This window comes from Pseudomonas sp. E1MeOHC2 (genome assembly GCF_058745025.1).
Map to the genome: position 1 here is coordinate 661,237 of NZ_CP196675.1, position 16,662 is coordinate 677,898.

At 61.5% G+C, this 16,662-nt stretch carries 15 protein-coding genes; 11 read left to right on the forward strand and 4 right to left on the reverse strand.

The window, feature by feature from the left end; genetic code table 11:
• Positions 1–231: 231 nt before the first annotated feature.
• Complete coding sequence (locus tag ACSSU5_RS02865) at positions 232–1,014, forward strand: outer membrane protein OmpK (RefSeq protein WP_264312241.1); 783 nt, start codon at positions 232–234, stop codon at positions 1,012–1,014.
• A 65-nt stretch (positions 1,015–1,079) separates the two neighbouring features.
• Here ACSSU5_RS02865 and ACSSU5_RS02870 read toward each other — a convergent pair whose 3' ends face one another.
• Complete coding sequence (locus ACSSU5_RS02870; protein ID WP_264312240.1) at positions 1,080–1,394, reverse strand: hypothetical protein; 315 nt, start codon at positions 1,392–1,394, stop codon at positions 1,080–1,082.
• 152 nt (positions 1,395–1,546) lie between these two features.
• On the opposite strand from ACSSU5_RS02870, the gene ACSSU5_RS02875 reads away from it, so the two are divergent.
• Positions 1,547–3,490 (forward strand): LTA synthase family protein, encoded by a 1,944-nt coding sequence (locus tag ACSSU5_RS02875; protein WP_492560560.1) that lies wholly within the window; start codon positions 1,547–1,549, stop codon positions 3,488–3,490.
• Here ACSSU5_RS02875 and ACSSU5_RS02880 read toward each other — a convergent pair.
• Entirely contained in the window at positions 3,480–4,388 is a 909-nt protein-coding gene (locus tag ACSSU5_RS02880; RefSeq protein WP_264312238.1) for a DUF808 domain-containing protein, read from the reverse strand. The genes ACSSU5_RS02875 and ACSSU5_RS02880 overlap by 11 nt on opposite strands.
• 130 nt (positions 4,389–4,518) lie before the next feature.
• Between ACSSU5_RS02880 and ACSSU5_RS02885 the strand changes: the two genes are divergently transcribed.
• Positions 4,519–5,130: a TetR/AcrR family transcriptional regulator gene (locus ACSSU5_RS02885; RefSeq protein WP_099428678.1), complete on the forward strand. Its 612-nt coding sequence runs from the start codon at positions 4,519–4,521 to the stop codon at positions 5,128–5,130.
• A gap of 113 nt (positions 5,131–5,243) precedes the next feature.
• On the opposite strand, the gene ACSSU5_RS02890 is transcribed toward ACSSU5_RS02885, so the two are convergent.
• Complete coding sequence (locus ACSSU5_RS02890) at positions 5,244–5,684, reverse strand: GlcG/HbpS family heme-binding protein (protein ID WP_099454902.1); 441 nt, start codon at positions 5,682–5,684, stop codon at positions 5,244–5,246.
• A 257-nt stretch (positions 5,685–5,941) separates the two neighbouring features.
• Between ACSSU5_RS02890 and gcl the strand changes: the two genes are divergently transcribed.
• From gcl to ACSSU5_RS02930, 8 genes are all read left to right on the forward strand, one after another.
• Complete coding sequence (gcl, locus tag ACSSU5_RS02895; protein WP_264312237.1) at positions 5,942–7,717, forward strand: glyoxylate carboligase; 1,776 nt, start codon at positions 5,942–5,944, stop codon at positions 7,715–7,717.
• 66 nt (positions 7,718–7,783) lie between these two features.
• Positions 7,784–8,608, forward strand: coding sequence for a hydroxypyruvate isomerase (gene hyi / locus ACSSU5_RS02900; protein WP_492560561.1), 825 nt, complete (start codon positions 7,784–7,786; stop codon positions 8,606–8,608).
• 88 nt (positions 8,609–8,696) lie between these two features.
• Complete coding sequence (locus tag ACSSU5_RS02905) at positions 8,697–9,590, forward strand: 2-hydroxy-3-oxopropionate reductase (protein WP_492560562.1); 894 nt, start codon at positions 8,697–8,699, stop codon at positions 9,588–9,590.
• 198 nt (positions 9,591–9,788) lie between these two features.
• The gene (locus tag ACSSU5_RS02910; protein WP_264312234.1) at positions 9,789–11,063 is read left to right on the forward strand and encodes a glycerate kinase type-2 family protein; all 1,275 of its coding nucleotides are present in this window, start codon (positions 9,789–9,791) and stop codon (positions 11,061–11,063) included.
• Entirely contained in the window at positions 11,060–12,475 is a 1,416-nt protein-coding gene (pyk, locus tag ACSSU5_RS02915; RefSeq protein ID WP_492560563.1) for a pyruvate kinase, read from the forward strand. Before ACSSU5_RS02910 ends, pyk begins: the two co-directional genes overlap by 4 nt.
• Before the next feature lie 196 nt (positions 12,476–12,671).
• Positions 12,672–13,547 carry an urea transporter gene (locus tag ACSSU5_RS02920; protein WP_492560564.1) on the forward strand — a complete coding sequence of 292 codons (876 nt, stop codon included), beginning with the start codon at positions 12,672–12,674 and terminating at the stop codon, positions 13,545–13,547.
• A 56-nt stretch (positions 13,548–13,603) separates the two neighbouring features.
• The gene (locus tag ACSSU5_RS02925; protein WP_264312231.1) at positions 13,604–14,425 is read left to right on the forward strand and encodes an ion transporter; all 822 of its coding nucleotides are present in this window, start codon (positions 13,604–13,606) and stop codon (positions 14,423–14,425) included.
• A 216-nt stretch (positions 14,426–14,641) separates the two neighbouring features.
• Complete coding sequence (locus tag ACSSU5_RS02930; protein ID WP_264312230.1) at positions 14,642–15,640, forward strand: sulfate ABC transporter substrate-binding protein; 999 nt, start codon at positions 14,642–14,644, stop codon at positions 15,638–15,640.
• Positions 15,641–15,704: 64 nt separating this feature from the next.
• Here ACSSU5_RS02930 and ACSSU5_RS02935 read toward each other — a convergent pair whose 3' ends face one another.
• Entirely contained in the window at positions 15,705–16,631 is a 927-nt protein-coding gene (locus tag ACSSU5_RS02935) for a class I SAM-dependent methyltransferase (protein WP_492560565.1), read from the reverse strand.
• Between the last annotated feature and the right edge of the window lie 31 nt (positions 16,632–16,662).

Sequence of the window (16,662 nt, forward strand, 5' to 3'; positions counted from 1 at the left end):
TGCGTTTACTGACCGCTCAGTCAATGAATACGGGCGGTTGGCCAACGTGTTGCCAGCCTGAAAGACCCTTTTCATCCGTTCAGAACGAAGTCGAGCAGGAAGGTTGTGCCAACCCGGAAAAGTTGGCGCAACTCTTGCCAAACAGCTGTGGCCTATCGAAAAAAGCTGACTCAAAAGACAAAAACAGCGCCACCACCGAGCGCTGACAACAGATCAATCAAGGGAGCGACAATGCGTACCATCAACAGCCTGATCCTCGCGGGCGGCCTGCTGGCCTGCGGCACCACCTTCGGCGGCGACCTGCTGCAGTGGCAGAACAACAGCCTCACCTACCTGTGGGGCAAGAACTTCAAGGTCAACCCCGAAATCCAGCAAACCGTCACCTTCGAGCATGCCGATGGTTGGAAGTACGGCGACAACTTCATTTTCGTCGACAAGATCTTCTACCAGGGCAAGAAAGACTCGGGTAACGGCCCGAACACCTACTACGGTGAAATCAGCCCACGCCTGTCGTTTGGCAAGATCTTCGACCAGAAGCTGGCGTTCGGCCCGGTCAAGGATGTGCTGCTGGCGATGACCTACGAGTTCGGCGAGGGTGATACCGAGTCCTACCTGATCGGCCCTGGCTTCGACCTCGACATCCCAGGCTTCGACTACTTCCAGCTGAACTTCTACCAGCGCACCACCGACGGCAGCCGCGCCGGTGACAACGTCTGGCAGATTACCCCGGTATGGTCCTACACCATTCCGGTGGGCTCGTCCGACATTCTTATCGACGGTTTCATGGACTGGGTGGTGGACAACGACGAGAACCGTCGCGGCACCTATCAGGCCAACCTGCACTTCAACCCGCAGGTCAAATACGACCTAGGCAAGGCGTTGCACCTGGGTGAGAAGCAGTTGTATGTCGGTTTTGAATACGACTACTGGAAGAACAAGTACGGCATCAAAGATTCCGACGCGTTCACCACTGATCAGAACACTGCAAGCTTCCTGGTAAAAGTGCACTTCTAACCCGCTGAAACGTGACAGCGTTACCAAAAGGCGACGCTGTTACGCGCCAAGCTGTAAGAAACTTCTTACATTCTTTTAAGAGAAGGCTTACTTAGCAAAGAACTTGCCTTGAAGGTCAAAACAACCATAACCGGCAATACCATGCCGACTATCACCAATGCCATCTCCACCTGATGGTGCTCAAGCATCCGCATGATATCCACCACCAGCATTACCACACTGATGGTCAACGCCACGCCAAACATGGCACACCCCTTGTAGAGGGCCTGCACGTCTACCCCACGCAGCAGGAAACAAAAGCCCAGGCTTACCCAGGCCATCGCCGTGATCAGGTACAGCGCCAAGTGATAGGCGTCGTAGGTCAGTACATTGCCAAACATGTGCACACCTCCTCATCGAGTTTGTAAGCGACAAGGTCCGACTATAAATCCGGCTTTCAATGAACGCACCGCAAAATTTTGACATTTTTTTTGCAACCGCTGTTCTAGCCTGACTTTCTTCGCACAACTAAAAAAGAAAACAGGCCTGATTGATGCGCACTACCCTCGCCGCCCCTTGGCGCTACCTGGTACTACTTTGTTCACTCTGGTTCGGCATTTTCCTGCTGACGCGGTTTGTATTGCTGGTCACCCACCTGGACGAAGTCAGTGGCAATTACTTCTCATTATTCTTAGACGGCGCAATTTACGACCTGAGTTTCCTCGTCTACGCAGCCCTGCCACTGGGTCTGTACCTCGCGCTTTGCCCAACCTCCTTGTGGCGTACACGCGCCCACCGCGGGCTGCTGGCCGGGCTCTTGGTAGTCAGCTTGTTCGTGATGCTGTTCGTCGCAGTGTCGGAATGGCTGTTCTGGGACGAATTCGGCGTACGCTTCAACTTCATCGCCGTCGACTACCTGGTTTACTCCAAGGAAGTACTGGACAACATCCGCGAATCCTACCCATTGCCCACGCTGCTCAGCGCTATCGCGTTGTTTGCGGTGATACTCGCGGTGCTGCTGCGCAAACCGCTGGCCAAGGCCATGTCAGGCCCCGGCGTAAACCTGCGTCAACGCCTGTTGGGTATTGCCTTGCTGGCGGCCCTGGGAGGCTTGAACGTGCTGGTGATCGACCAGCAGTTTCCGCGTGGCCAGGGCGGCAACGCCTACCAGCGCGAGCTGGCCAGCAATGGGCCGTACCAGTTCTTCGCGGCCTTCCGTAACAATGAACTGGACTACACGCAGTTCTATGCCAGCCTCGACGCCACTGACGTGGGCGCGCACATGCATCAGGAACTGGCCGAACCCAACGCCCGCTTCCAGGGCCAGGAGCCTCAGGACATTCGCCGCCACATCAGCGCCGATGGCCCGCAGCGCACCCCGAACATCATCCTGGTAACCATTGAAAGCTTCAGCGCGAAATACATGGGCAGCAACGGCGACGCGCGCAACCTCACGCCAAACCTCGACGCTTTGCGCCGTGAGAGCCTGTACTTCAACAATTTCTACGCCACCGGCACCCGCACCGACCGCGGCCTGGAAGCCATCACCCTGTCGATCCCGCCAACCCCAGGGCGCTCGATCGTCAAACGCATCGGCCGCGAAAGCGGCTATGCCAGCCTCGGCCAGCAGTTGACGGCCAGGGGTTACGACGCCGTGTTCGTCTACGGCGGGCGCGGCTACTTCGACAACATGAACGCGTTCTTCAGCGGTAATGGTTACCGCATCGTTGACCAAAGCAGCATCGATGAAAGCGAAATCAGCTTCAAGAACGCCTGGGGCATGGCCGATGAAGACCTGTATCGGCAAACCCTCAAGCTGGCCGATGCCGACCATGCCAAGCAACAGCCGTTCTTCCTGCAGCTGATGACCACGTCCAACCACCGCCCTTACACCTACCCGGAAGGCCGAATCGACATCCCCTCAGGTGAAGGCCGTGAAGGTGCGGTGAAATACACCGACCACGCCATCGCGCAATTTTTGCGCGAGGCAAAGGGCAAGCCGTGGTTCGACAACACCCTCTTCATCTTCGTCGCTGACCACACTGCTGGCAGCGCAGGTGTCGAAGACCTGCCGGTGAGCAACTACCAGATCCCGCTGTGGATCTACGCACCGAAGCTCATCGAACCCCGTGAGGACGCCAAGCTGGCCAGCCAGATCGACCTGGCGCCAACCCTGCTCGGCCTGCTCAACATCGACTACACCTCGACGTTCTTCGGCCGCGACCTGCTCAAGGACGATGCCCTGCCACCGCGTGTACTGATTGGCAACTACCAGCACCTGGGCCTGTTCGACGGCAACAACCTGGCCATCCTCAGCCCACGCGGTGGCATGCGCGTGCATGAAGATGCCCTGGGCAACAGTCGCGAAACCACGGTTGGCAACGACAACCTGCTGATACGTCGGGCCATTGCCTATTACCAGAGCGCCGCCTACGGCTTCAACCAGGGCCTGCTTGCCTGGAAACCAGAGGACAGCGGCGTGGCCGTCAGCCCCTGATCGCCCGCCACAACTTCGAAAAAGCGCTGACCACCGCCAGCACCACGGCCCCGGCCACTACACCGGCCAGGCCGTTGAGCAGGGCCACGGTCAGCCCACCACCGCGCCCCTCGCTGAAGGCCTCGATGGCATGATGCAGGGGCGCGATGCCATGCACCAGAATCCCGCCGCCGACCAAGAACATTGCTGCAGTGCCGATCACCGACAGGCTCTTCATCATGTAAGGCGCGGCGCGCAAAATGCCGTTACCCACCGCCTGAGACAGCTTCGATGCCTTCTGGGTCATCCACAGGCCCAGGTCATCGAGCTTAACGATGCCGCCCACCAGCCCATACACGCCAACCGTCATGACGATGGCGATGCCCGACAGCACGATGATCTGTTGGGGCAGAGGAGAATCCGCCACAATCCCCAGGGTGATGGCAATGATCTCGGCCGACAAGATGAAGTCGGTGCGCACCGCGCCCTTGATCTTGGCCTTCTCGAAGGCCACCAGGTCGACAGTGGCGTCAGCCACGGCTTCCTTGCGGGCCTGGTGTTGCGCGTCGTCCTCTTCCTTGCTGTGCAAAAACTTGTGCGCCAGCTTCTCGAAGCCTTCGAAGCACAGGTAGGCGCCACCGATCATCAGCAGGGGCGTAACCGCCCACGGAATGAACGCACTGATCAGCAGCGCCGCCGGCACCAGGATCGCCTTGTTGACGAACGAGCCCTTGGCCACCGCCCAAACCACCGGGATTTCACGCTCGGCGCGCACGCCGGTCACCTGCTGGGCGTTGAGCGCCAAGTCGTCACCCAGCACACCCGCAGTCTTCTTCGCCGCGACTTTGGTCATGAGCGAGACGTCGTCGAGCAGCGTGGCGATGTCGTCGATCAGTACCAGTAGACTGCTTCCTGCCATGTGCCTGTTTCCCGTGAAATGAATGTGCCGGAGTCTAGCCGAAAGTCGCTGCCTTGAGCGCCCGTCAGACGCGGTGCTAACATGCGCGATCCCTCTTAGAGGCGGCCAGACACGAGGAAGATCCCCGACAATGAGCACCATTCGCGAGCGCAACAAGGAACTGATCCTGCGCGCAGCCAGCGAGGAATTCGCCGACAAGGGCTTCGCCGCCACCAAGACCAGCGATATCGCGGCCAAGGCCGGCCTGCCCAAGCCAAACGTGTACTACTACTTCAAATCCAAGGACAACCTCTACCGCGAGGTCCTGGAGAGCATCATCGCGCCGATCATGCAGGCCTCGACGCCGTTCAATGCCGACGGTGACCCGAAGGAAGTGCTGAGTGCGTACATCCGCTCGAAAATTCGCATTTCCCGCGACCTGCCGCATGCCTCCAAGGTGTTTGCCAGCGAGATCATGCACGGCGCGCCGCATTTGTCGCCCAACCAGGTCGAGCAGCTCAACGAGCAGGCGCGGCACAACATCGAGTGCATCCAGGGCTGGATCGAGCGTGGGCAGATTGCCAATGTGGACGCGCATCACCTGATGTTCAGCATCTGGGCGGCGACCCAGACCTATGCCGATTTCGATTGGCAGATTTCAGCGGTGACGGGCAAGGCCAAGTTGGCCGAGAGTGATTATGATGCGGCGGCCGAGACCATCATTCGGCTGGTGCTCAAGGGTTGTGAGCCTGAGGCGGCCTGACAGGGCCCATTCGCGGGCAAGCCCGCTCCCACAGGTTCACCGCAGTTTCCAGCATTGCGGTGACCTGTGGGAGCGGGCTTGCCCGCGAATAGGCCAGTACAGCCAATAGAGGTTTAGGCAGCCACCCCTGCATCCGCCTTCAACCCCACCTCCTCGATCGCACTGATCGCACACTGCTCGTCGATATCCGACGTATCCCCGCTGATCCCCACCGCACCCAGCACCTTGCCGTCCTGATCACGAATCAGCACGCCCCCCGGCGCCGGCACCACCGGCCGCTCCCCCAGCCCATTCAACGCGGCAAAAAACGCCGGCCGCTGCTGCGCATCCAGCGCCAGCAGGCGCGAGCCCTTGCCCAGGGCAATCGCACCCCAGGCCTTACCCGTGGCCACTTCCGGGCGAATCAGGCTGGCGCCATCCTCGCGCTGCAGCGCCAGCACGTGCCCGCCAGCATCCAGCACCGCCACGGTCAAAGGCGCCGCATTGATCTTGCGGCCTGCGGCCAGCGCGGCATTGACCAGGCTTACCGCGACTTTCAGGTTCAGAACGTTCATGAAAAGGTCCTCTTCTTGTTGTGAGAAGCCCTAAGGGCAGTTGAAAACCAATAGCGCAAATAGAACACAACGAAGGATATTTTTGTATACAATATTTTAAATCGATCGTACTCGATCCGACGGAACGCGGTTTTCATGGGCTCTCCGACGAAAGCCATTCTCCCCGATGAAAATCCATTGACCTAAGCAGGCAGGCGTGAATACACTCTGCCGCACAGAAAGTTGTATACAATTACAAAATCGATGAGGCACAACCCATGAGCAAAATGAGAGCAATCGATGCAGCCGTTCTGGTCATGCGCCGTGAAGGTGTAGATACCGCGTTCGGCATCCCAGGGGCTGCCATCAACCCGCTGTACTCAGCCCTGAAGAAAGTCGGTGGCATCGATCACGTCCTCGCTCGTCACGTCGAAGGTGCCTCGCACATGGCCGAGGGCTACACCCGTGCCAACCCAGGCAATATCGGCGTGTGCATCGGCACTTCCGGCCCTGCCGGCACCGACATGGTCACTGGCCTGTACAGTGCGTCGGCCGACTCCATCCCTATTCTCTGCATCACCGGCCAAGCCCCGCGTGCACGCCTGCACAAGGAAGACTTCCAGGCCGTCGACATCACCAGCATCGTCAAGCCGGTGACCAAGTGGGCGACCACCGTGCTGGAGCCAGGCCAGGTGCCTTACGCGTTCCAGAAAGCCTTCTATGAAATGCGCACCGGCCGCCCAGGCCCTGTACTGATCGACCTGCCGTTCGACGTGCAGATGGCCGAGATCGAATTCGACATCGACGCCTACGAGCCGCTGGCCATCAACAAGCCATCCGCCACCCGCGTACAGGCCGAAAAAGCCCTGGCCCTGCTCAATGACGCCGAGCGCCCACTGCTGGTTGCCGGTGGCGGCATCATCAACGCCGACGCCAGCGACAAGCTGGTCGAATTCGCCGAACTGACCGGCGTACCGGTGATCCCGACCCTGATGGGCTGGGGCACCATCCCGGACGACCACGCACTGATGGTCGGCATGGTCGGCCTGCAGACGTCGCACCGCTACGGCAACGCCACCCTGCTCAAATCCGACCTGGTATTCGGTATCGGCAACCGCTGGGCCAACCGCCACACCGGCTCCGTCGACGTCTACACCGAAGGCCGCAAGTTCGTGCACGTGGACATCGAACCGACCCAGATCGGCCGCGTATTCACCCCGGACCTGGGCATCGTTTCGGACGCCGGCAAGGCGCTGGACGTGTTCCTCGAAGTAGCCCGCGAGTGGAAAGCCGCTGGCAAGCTCAAGGACCGCAGCGCCTGGCTGGAAGACTGCCAGCAGCGCAAAGCCAGCCTGCAGCGCAAGACCCACTTCGACAACGTGCCGGTCAAACCCCAGCGCGTGTACGAAGAGATGAACCAGGTGTTCGGCAAGGACACCACCTACGTCAGCACCATCGGCCTGTCGCAGATCGCCGGCGCGCAGTTCCTGCACGTGTACAAGCCACGCCACTGGATCAACTGCGGCCAGGCCGGCCCGCTGGGCTGGACCATCCCTGCCGCCCTGGGTGTGGTCAAGGCCGACCCATCGCGCAAGGTCGTCGCCCTGTCGGGTGACTACGACTTCCAGTTCATGATCGAAGAGCTGGCAGTCGGTGCGCAGTTCAACCTGCCGTATGTCCACGTGCTGGTGAACAACGCCTACCTCGGCCTGATCCGCCAGGCGCAGCGTGGCTTCGACATGGATTACTGTGTACAACTGGCATTCGAGAACATCAACTCGACCGACGCCGCCAGCTACGGTGTGGATCACGTCGCCGTGGTCGAAGGCCTGGGCTGCAAGGCTATCCGAGTATTCGAGCCAGGCGAGATCGCCCCTGCCCTGCTCAAGGCGCAGAAGATGGCCGAAGAGTTCCGCGTGCCGGTGGTGGTCGAGGTGATCCTCGAGCGCGTCACCAACATTTCCATGGGTACCGAGATCAACGCCGTCAACGAGTTCGAAGACCTGGCGCTGGTCGGCAACGACGCGCCAACCGCGATCTCGATGCTCGACTGATTGCCTGACGCCCCCGTGCACCGAGCCCAAGTGGCGCCGGGGGCTTTAATCTGCAAGGAGACAACCATGCCTCGCTTCGCTGCCAACCTGTCCATGCTGTTCACCGAACAGGACTTCCTGGCCCGCTTCAAGGCCGCCGCCGATGCTGGTTTCAGCGGTGTCGAATACCTCTTCCCGTACGATTTCAGCGCTGCCGAAATCAAGCAGCAGCTCGACGCTCACGGCCTGACCCAGGTGCTGTTCAACCTGCCGGCAGGCGATTGGGCGAAAGGCGAGCGTGGCATCACCTGCCACCCCGACCGCATTGAAGAGTTCCGCGCCGGTGTCGACAAGGCCATCGAATACGCCAAGGTCCTGGGCAACACCCAGGTCAACGCCCTGGCCGGCATTCGTCCACAAGGCCTGCAGTGCGCCGACGTACGCAAGACCTTCGTCGACAACCTGAAGTTTGCCGCCGAAAAATTGAAAGCCGCCGGGATCCGCCTGGTCATGGAAATGATCAACACCCGCGACATCCCAGGCTTCTACCTGAACACCACGCAACAAGCCCTGGAAATCCAGGCCGAAGTCGGCAGCGACAACCTGTTCCTGCAATACGACATCTACCACATGCAGATCATGGAAGGTGACCTGGCTCGCACGATGGAAGCCAACCTGAAACTGATCAACCACATTCAACTGGCCGACAACCCAGGCCGCAACGAGCCAGGCACCGGCGAGATCAACTACCGCTTCCTGTTCGAGCGTCTGGACCGCATCGGCTACCAGGGCTGGGTGGGCGCGGAGTACAAGCCACTGACCACGACCGAAGCCGGCCTGGGCTGGCTGAAGACCCATGTGGGAGCGGGCTTGCCCCGCGAAAGCGTCCGCAAGGACACCACCACGGCCTGATCAACCGCATTCGCGGGGCAAGCCCGCTCCCACGGGGTTCAGGGCTACCCCGAGAATCTGAATATACAAATACAAGAGGCACATTCTCATGGCTAAAATCGGCTTTATCGGCACCGGCATCATGGGCAAGCCCATGGCCCAGAACCTGCAAAAAGCAGGTCACAGCCTGTTCGTTTCCACCCACCACGACGCCGCCCCGGCCGACCTGATCGCCGCTGGCGCGGTGGCCCTGGCCAACCCGAAAGAAGTGGCCCAGGAAGCTGAATTCATCATCGTCATGGTCCCCGACACCCCGCAGGTAGAAGCTGTCCTGTTCGGTGAAAACGGCGTGGCCGAAGGCGTCGGCCCGAACAAGGTCGTGATCGACATGAGCTCGATCTCGCCTACTGCCACCAAAGCCTTCGCCGAGAAAATCAAGGCCACCGGCGCCGCCTACCTGGACGCCCCGGTGTCCGGCGGTGAAGTCGGTGCCAAGGCCGCGACCCTGAGCATCATGATCGGCGGCTGCCCAAAAGCCTTCGAGCGCGCCCTGCCGCTGTTCGAAGCCATGGGCAAGAACATCACCCGCGTGGGTGGCAACGGCGACGGCCAGACCGCCAAAGTGGCCAACCAGATCATTGTCGCGCTGAACATCCAGGCCGTTGCCGAAGCGCTGCTGTTCGCCGCCAAGAACGGCGCCGATCCTGCCAAGGTGCGTGAAGCACTGATGGGCGGCTTCGCCTCGTCGAAAATCCTCGAAGTGCACGCCGAGCGCATGATCAAAGGCACCTTCGACCCAGGCTTCCGCATCAACCTGCACCAGAAGGACCTGAACCTGGCCCTGCAAGGCGCCAAGGAACTGGGCATCAATCTGCCCAACACCTCCAACGCCCAGCAAGTGTTCAACACCTGCCAGGCACTGGGCGGCGGCAACTGGGACCACTCGGCGCTGATCAAAGGCCTGGAGCACATGGCCAACTTCTCGATCCGCGACGACAAGTAAGCATCCATTGGCCCCTTCGCGGGCAAGCCCGCTCCCACAGGTTCTCTACAAGGCCTGAGGGCCATGACAACCCTGTGGGAGCGGGCTTGCCCGCGAAGAAGCCAACACCGAGCAACACCCGCCCCTGGTTCGGCCTGCACGGAGGCAGTTCCAGGGGCGTTTTCGATTTTGCAGAACAACAATAATTGGGAGCCTGCCATGTCGGTCGATCCGCAAAAAATTCTTCGCGAGCTGTTCGACACAGCCATCGCCGCCGCCCACCCGCGCCAAGTCCTCGAACCCTACCTGCCCGCCGACCGCAGCGGCCGGGTCATCGTCATCGGCGCCGGCAAGGCCGCAGCCGCCATGGCCGAAGTGGTCGAGAAAAGCTGGCAGGGCGAAGTCTCCGGCCTCGTCGTCACCCGCTATGGCCACGGCGCCAACTGCCAGAAGATCGAAGTGGTCGAAGCCGCCCACCCGGTCCCCGATGCCGCCGGCCTGGCCGTGGCCAAACGCGTGCTGGAGCTGGTCAGTAATCTGAACGAAGACGACCGCGTCATCTTCCTGCTGTCTGGCGGTGGTTCGGCCCTGCTGGCGCTGCCCGCCGAGGGCCTGACCCTGGCTGACAAGCAACACATCAACAAAGCACTGCTCAAGTCCGGCGCCACCATCGGCGAGATGAACTGCGTGCGCAAGCACCTCTCGGCGATCAAGGGCGGCCGCCTGGCCAAAGCCTGCTGGCCGGCCACGGTCTACACCTATGCGATTTCCGATGTACCCGGCGACCTGGCCACGGTCATCGCCTCCGGCCCTACCGTCGCCGACCCGAGCACCAGCGCCGACGCCCTGGCCATCCTCAAGCGCTACAACATCGAGGCACCCAAGGCGGTCATCGACTGGCTCAACAACCCAGCGTCAGAAACCGTCAAGGCCGATGACCCGGCCCTGGCCCGCAGCCATTTCCAACTGATCGCCAAGCCCCAGCAGTCGCTGGAAGCCGCTGCGGTCAAAGCCCGCCAGGCCGGTTTCAGCCCGCTGATTCTCGGCGACCTGGAAGGCGAGTCGCGCGAAGTGGCCAAGGTGCATGCTGGCATTGCCCGGCAGATCGTCCAGCACGGCCAACCGCTGAAGGCGCCCTGTGTGATCCTGTCCGGTGGCGAAACCACCGTCACCGTGCGCGGCAATGGCCGTGGCGGGCGCAACGCCGAGTTCCTCCTCAGCCTCACCGAAAACCTCAAAGGCCTGCCGGGCGTTTACGCGCTGGCCGGTGACACCGACGGTATCGATGGCTCGGAAGAAAACGCCGGCGCCTTCATGACCCCGAGCAGCTATGCCCGTGCCGAAGCCCTGGGCCTGTCGGCCAGCGATGAACTGGACAACAACAACGGCTACGGCTACTTCGCCGCGCTTGATGCGTTGATCGTCACCGAGCCGACACGTACCAACGTCAACGACTTCCGCGCCATTCTGATCCTCGAGACTCCGCAATCATGACGCCTGATAAAAAAGTCAAAATCCTCGCCACCCTCGGCCCTGCAACCAAGGGTATTGACGACATCCGCCAGCTGGTCGAAGCCGGGGTGAACATCTTCCGCCTCAACTTCAGCCACGGCGAGCACGCCGACCACGCCCTGCGCTACCAGTGGATCCGCGAAGTCGAGCAGCAGCTGAACTACCCGCTGGGCATCCTCATGGACCTGCAAGGGCCTAAGCTGCGCGTTGGCCGCCTGGCCGAAGGCAAGGTGCAACTGCAGCGCGGCCAGTCACTGCGCCTGGACCTGGACACGACGCCGGGCAACAGCGAGCGGGTCAACCTGCCCCACCCGGAAATCATCGCCGCGCTGGAACCGGGCATGGACCTGCTGGTGGACGACGGCCGCCTGCGCCTGCGGGTGACCGCCAAGCACGCCGACGCCATCGACACCAACGTGCTGAACGGCGGCGAGTTGTCCGACCGCAAGGGGGTGAACGTGCCCCAAGCGGTGCTGGACCTCTCCCCGCTCACCGAGAAAGACCGCCGCGACCTGACTTTTGGCCTTGAGCTTGGTGTGGACTGGGTGGCCCTGTCGTTCGTCCAGCGCCCAGAAGACATTACCGAAGCACGCCAGTTGATCGGTGACCGCGCCTACCTGATGGCCAAGATCGAGAAGCCCTCCGCCGTCGAACAGCTGCAAGCGATCGCCGAGCTCTCCGATGCAATCATGGTGGCCCGTGGCGACCTGGGCGTGGAAGTGCCGGCCGAAAGCGTGCCGCAGATCCAGAAGCGCATCATTGGCACCTGCCGCCAGCTGGGCAAACCGGTGGTGGTGGCCACGCAGATGCTCGAATCGATGCGTTTCTCGCCCGCCCCGACCCGCGCCGAAGTCACCGACGTGGCCAACGCCGTGGCCGAAGGCGCCGATGCGGTGATGCTGTCGGCCGAGACCGCGTCGGGCGACTACCCGCTGGAAGCCGTGCAGATGATGAGCAAGATCATTCGCCAGGTGGAAAACGGCCCGGATTACCAAGCCCAGCTCGACGTGGGCCGGCCAAAAGCCGAAGCCACTGTGTCGGACGCCATCAGCTGCGCGATCCGCCGTATCAGCGGCATCCTGCCGGTGGCGGTGCTGGTCAACTATAGCGAGTCGGGCGCCTCGACCCTGCGCGCCGCCCGCGAGCGACCACGGGCGCCGATCCTCAACCTGACGCCAAACCTGAACACTGCGCGCCGCCTCAGCGTGGCCTGGGGTGTGCACTCGGTGGTCAACGACCGCCTGCGCCAGGTTGACGAAATTTGCTCGACTGCGCTGGAGATTGCCCAGGCACAAGGCATGGCCAGCCGCGGCGACACGCTGTTGATTACTGCCGGTGTGCCTTTCGGCAAGCCGGGTTCGACTAATACGCTGCGGATCGAGACCTTGGTCTAACGCCGGGGCCCTTTCGCGGGGCAAGCCCGCTCCCACAGGTGCATCTGGAAATTGAATGCCATGCAGTACCTGTGGGAGCGGGCTTGCCCCGCGAATGGAGGGCAACGCCCTCCCCGAACACCGATACAACAACCCTGCGGAAAACCCGAGGCCCAAAGAGGCCCACCGCTCAACCCTCAACCTTACCGACTGCCCCATGTACACCAAAAATTTCGTCAACCCGTGCCCTGACTGGGCCACGGCGCTGCTCAACGGCTTCAGCCAGGTGCTGCTGCTGCGCAACCCCCTGTGCGGCCTGTGCTGCCTGCTGGCCATCTTGCTGACCGCCCCTACACTGGTCGGCGGCGCACTGCTCGGCGCCCTCGCCGGCCTGCTCACCGCGCAACGTCGCGGCTATGACCGCGCTGACCGCCAGGCTGGGCTGTACTGCTACAACGGTGTGCTGATCGGCATCCTGATCAGTGCGGTACTGCCTTGGTCGGCGATCATGCCGCCGCTGATCATCGCTGCGGGCGGGTTGTCGAGCATCATTACCCACCAATGGCGCAAGCGTGGCGGCAAGCTGCTGATCGCCTACACCGCGCCATTCGTACTGCTGGGCTGGGGCGCCCTGCTACTGGCCGAACCCTCGGCCGCACCTCATGTGGATGCCGACCCGCTGTATGCACTGCTGCGTGGCGTGGGCCAGATCTTCCTGCTCGACAAACCAATGGCTGGCCTGCTGATCGTAATCGGGATGTACCTTGCCAACCCCTACGCGGCAACCTGGGCGGTGATCGGTTCTGCCATCGGCGGTGGTGTGGCCTTGCTGACCGATCAGGCACAGGCTGCCTGGATGGGTTTGTACGGTTTCAATGCTGCATTGGCGGCACTGGCGTTCAGCAGGCAGGGCGAACGCCCGTGGGTGGCACTGCTGGCGATTGCACTGGCCCTGTTGCTGCAAACCCTGTTCAAATTGCTGCCCGTTGCCGGGCTAACCGCCCCCTTTGTCACCGCTTGCTGGCTTATGCACCTGGGCAACTACCTGGCTGAGCTCAATCAACGGCGTAACACAACGCGCTTGCACGGCTGAAATGCAGCCCCTAGGCTCACCCCATCGCACTTTCTAGCGCCTTGTGGAACGAGCCAATGAATAACCCTGTGAGCCTGCGTGAGCGGCTCTACGTCATCGTCTTCCAGACCGACACCGTGGCTGGAAGACGCTTTGACAAGACCCTTCTACTGATTATCCTCGCCAGCTTGGTCACAGTGATCCTCGACAGCATCGATGAGGTCCACCAGGGCTACGCCGGCCTGCTGGCTGCCATCGAATGGGGTTTCACCGCAGTTTTCCTTGTCGAGTACCTGACCCGCCTGTATTGCTCGCCCAAACCCCTGCGCTATGCCTTCAGCTTCTACGGCCTGGTCGACCTGCTGGCGATCGTCCCCGGGGTCATCGCCATCTACTACAGCGACGCGCAATACCTGCTGATCATCCGGGTCATCCGCATGCTGCGGATCTTCCGCGTGCTCAAGCTTGGCCAATACCTCAAGCAGGCCAATTACCTGATGGCCGCGCTGCGCGGCAGCAAGCAGAAGATCATCGTGTTTCTGGTCACTGTGTCCACCCTGGTGACCGTGTTCGGCACCTTGATGTACGTGATCGAAGGGCCGGAGCACGGCTTTACCAGCATTCCCAAGGGCATTTACTGGGCGATTGTCACCCTGACGACCGTGGGGTTCGGCGACATCGTGCCGAAGACGCCGCTGGGGCAGGTGCTGTCGTCGCTGGTGATGATCACCGGTTATTCGATCATTGCCGTGCCTACCGGCATCTTTACCGCCGAGTTGGCCAATGCCATGCGCGGGGAACAGTTGCAGCATGACTGCCCAACCTGCCGCAAGAGCAGCCACGAACATGATGCGTCATTCTGTTCGCGCTGCGGCAATGGGCTATTTCCCAAGCAGTAATGCTGCCTGTACCGGCCTCTTCGCGGGCAAGCCCGCTCCCACTTGGACGGCATGATGTTCAGGCCTGCGCTGATCTTGCGGGAGCGGGCTTGCCCGCGAAGAGGCCGGTACAGGCAGCGGCATAACCAAAGTGTTTTTTGTTCTTTAACCCCTGCAAAGGCACCCGCTATAGTCGCTGGCTATCTGCCCATAACTTCTCAAGAACAAGGAAGCAACGTGAAAAAACTCTTCACCGCCTCGCTGCTCGCCGCAGGCCTGGCCCTCGGTAACCTCGCCCAGGCCGCCCCGACCCTGCTCAACGTCTCCTACGACGTGATGCGCGACTTCTACAAGGACTACAACCCAGCCTTCCAGAAGCACTGGGAAGCCGAGCACAACGAGAAGGTCAATGTGCAGATGTCCTTCGGTGGTTCGAGCAAGCAAGCGCGCGCGGTGATTGATGGCCTGCCGGCCGATGTCATCACCATGAACATGGCCACCGACATCAACGCCCTGGTCGACCACGGCAAGCTGGTGCCGGACAACTGGGTCACGCGCCTGCCGAACAACAGCGCACCGTTCACTTCGGCCACCGTGTTCATCGTGCGCAAGGGCAACCCCAAGGCACTCAAAGACTGGCCTGACCTGCTCAAGGACGGCGTGCAAGTGATCGTACCCAACCCCAAGACCTCGGGTAACGGCCGCTACACCTACCTGTCGGCGTGGGGCTATGTGCTCAAGCAAGGCGGTGACGAGAGCAAGGCCCGAGATTTCGTCGGCAAGCTGTTCAAGCAGGCGCCGGTGCTCGATACCGGTGGCCGCGCCGCCACCACTACCTTCATGACCAACCAGATCGGCGACGTGCTGGTGACTTTCGAAAACGAAGCCGAAATGATCGCCCGCGAGTTCGGCCGCGATCAGTTTGAAGTGGTCTACCCGAGCGTGTCCGCCGAAGCCGAGCCACCGGTGAGTGTGGTCGACAAGGTAGTCGCGAAAAAAGGTACCCAGGCTGCGGCCGAGGAATACTTGAAGTACCTGTGGTCGCCAGCGGCACAGGAAATCGCGGCGAACAACTACCTGCGCCCGCGTGATGCAGCGGTGTTGGCCAAGTACACCGACCGCTTCCCGAAAGTGGACTTCCTGTCGGTGGAAAAAACCTTTGGTGACTGGCGCACCGTGCAGAAAACCCACTTCAACGACGGTGGCGTGTTCGACCAGATCTACACCAACCAGTAATTGATGCAGGCAGTACCGGCCTCTTGAGCGGGCTTGCCCCGCGAAAGGGCCGGTACAGGCAGACTCAGGCCTGCCTGAACACCAGGGCCTTCAAGCCCCCAGCCGGGTCGGCATCAGGAAACTCCGGCGGGTTCTCCAACCGCTCGACAAAGGCCAACGCCGGCGCCTGCTCGGCCATGCCTTCGATCAGAAACTCCGGCCCGATCCCCGGGTCGTTGACACACGCCAACACCGTCCCGCCTTCGCTCAACAACTCAGGCAAACGCCGCAAAATCTTCGCGTAATCCTGAGTCAACACGAAGCTCCCCTTCTGGAAAGTCGGCGGGTCGATGATGATCAGGTCATAGGGCCCGTACTTGCGCACCTTGCCCCAGGACTTGAACAGCTCATGCCCAAGGTACGCCACCCGCGATGCATCGTGGCCATTGAGCCGGTGGTTGTCACGCCCACGGGACAACGCCGACTTGGCCATGTCTAGGTTCACCACCTGCTCGGCGCCACCCGCGATGGCCGCCACCGAAAAACCGCAGGTATAGGCAAACAGGTTGAGCACCCGCTTGCCCGCCGCCTGTTCACGAACCCAACGCCGGCCATAGCGCATGTCCAGGAACAGGCCGGTGTTTTGCCGCACGCCCAGGTCCAGCAAGTAGGTCAGGCCGTCCTCGATCACCTCTCGCTGCTGGCATGGCTCGCCCCATAGCCATTGGCCAGGGCTGTCCGGCAGGTAGCGGTGCTGAATGAGGATGGCCTGTCCGGTCCATTGCGGGCGCTGGGCGAGATTACCCAGCATGGCCTCCAGCTCGGCCAGTTGGCCTTCAGCGGGTTCGCGGAACAGCGCCACCGACAGCACGCCTTGCAGCCAGTCCACCGTCACCTGCTCCAGGCCCGGCCAGCAGCGGCCGCGGCCGTGGAACAGGCGGCGGGTTTCCTGGGGGGCGGGGTCGAGGGCAGTAAGCAGATGCTGTTCGAGGGTCTGGATCGGTGAAGTCATGGCGGGTCGCAAGCACGTAAAAGGGGACATT

Excerpts from the sequence above, each read along its gene's own strand:
- ACSSU5_RS02865 (WP_264312241.1), top strand. The coding sequence starts at position 232 with ATGCGTACCATCAACAGCCTGATCCTCGCGGGCGGCCTGCTGGCCTGC.
- ACSSU5_RS02870 (WP_264312240.1), bottom strand. The coding sequence starts at position 1,394 with ATGTTTGGCAATGTACTGACCTACGACGCCTATCACTTGGCGCTGTAC.
- ACSSU5_RS02875 (WP_492560560.1), top strand. The coding sequence starts at position 1,547 with ATGCGCACTACCCTCGCCGCCCCTTGGCGCTACCTGGTACTACTTTGT.
- ACSSU5_RS02880 (WP_264312238.1), bottom strand. The coding sequence starts at position 4,388 with ATGGCAGGAAGCAGTCTACTGGTACTGATCGACGACATCGCCACGCTG.
- ACSSU5_RS02885 (WP_099428678.1), top strand. The coding sequence starts at position 4,519 with ATGAGCACCATTCGCGAGCGCAACAAGGAACTGATCCTGCGCGCAGCC.
- ACSSU5_RS02890 (WP_099454902.1), bottom strand. The coding sequence starts at position 5,684 with ATGAACGTTCTGAACCTGAAAGTCGCGGTAAGCCTGGTCAATGCCGCG.
- gcl (WP_264312237.1), top strand. The coding sequence starts at position 5,942 with ATGAGCAAAATGAGAGCAATCGATGCAGCCGTTCTGGTCATGCGCCGT.
- hyi (WP_492560561.1), top strand. The coding sequence starts at position 7,784 with ATGCCTCGCTTCGCTGCCAACCTGTCCATGCTGTTCACCGAACAGGAC.
- ACSSU5_RS02905 (WP_492560562.1), top strand. The coding sequence starts at position 8,697 with ATGGCTAAAATCGGCTTTATCGGCACCGGCATCATGGGCAAGCCCATG.
- ACSSU5_RS02910 (WP_264312234.1), top strand. The coding sequence starts at position 9,789 with ATGTCGGTCGATCCGCAAAAAATTCTTCGCGAGCTGTTCGACACAGCC.
- pyk (WP_492560563.1), top strand. The coding sequence starts at position 11,060 with ATGACGCCTGATAAAAAAGTCAAAATCCTCGCCACCCTCGGCCCTGCA.
- ACSSU5_RS02920 (WP_492560564.1), top strand. The coding sequence starts at position 12,672 with ATGTACACCAAAAATTTCGTCAACCCGTGCCCTGACTGGGCCACGGCG.
- ACSSU5_RS02925 (WP_264312231.1), top strand. The coding sequence starts at position 13,604 with ATGAATAACCCTGTGAGCCTGCGTGAGCGGCTCTACGTCATCGTCTTC.
- ACSSU5_RS02935 (WP_492560565.1), bottom strand. The coding sequence starts at position 16,631 with ATGACTTCACCGATCCAGACCCTCGAACAGCATCTGCTTACTGCCCTC.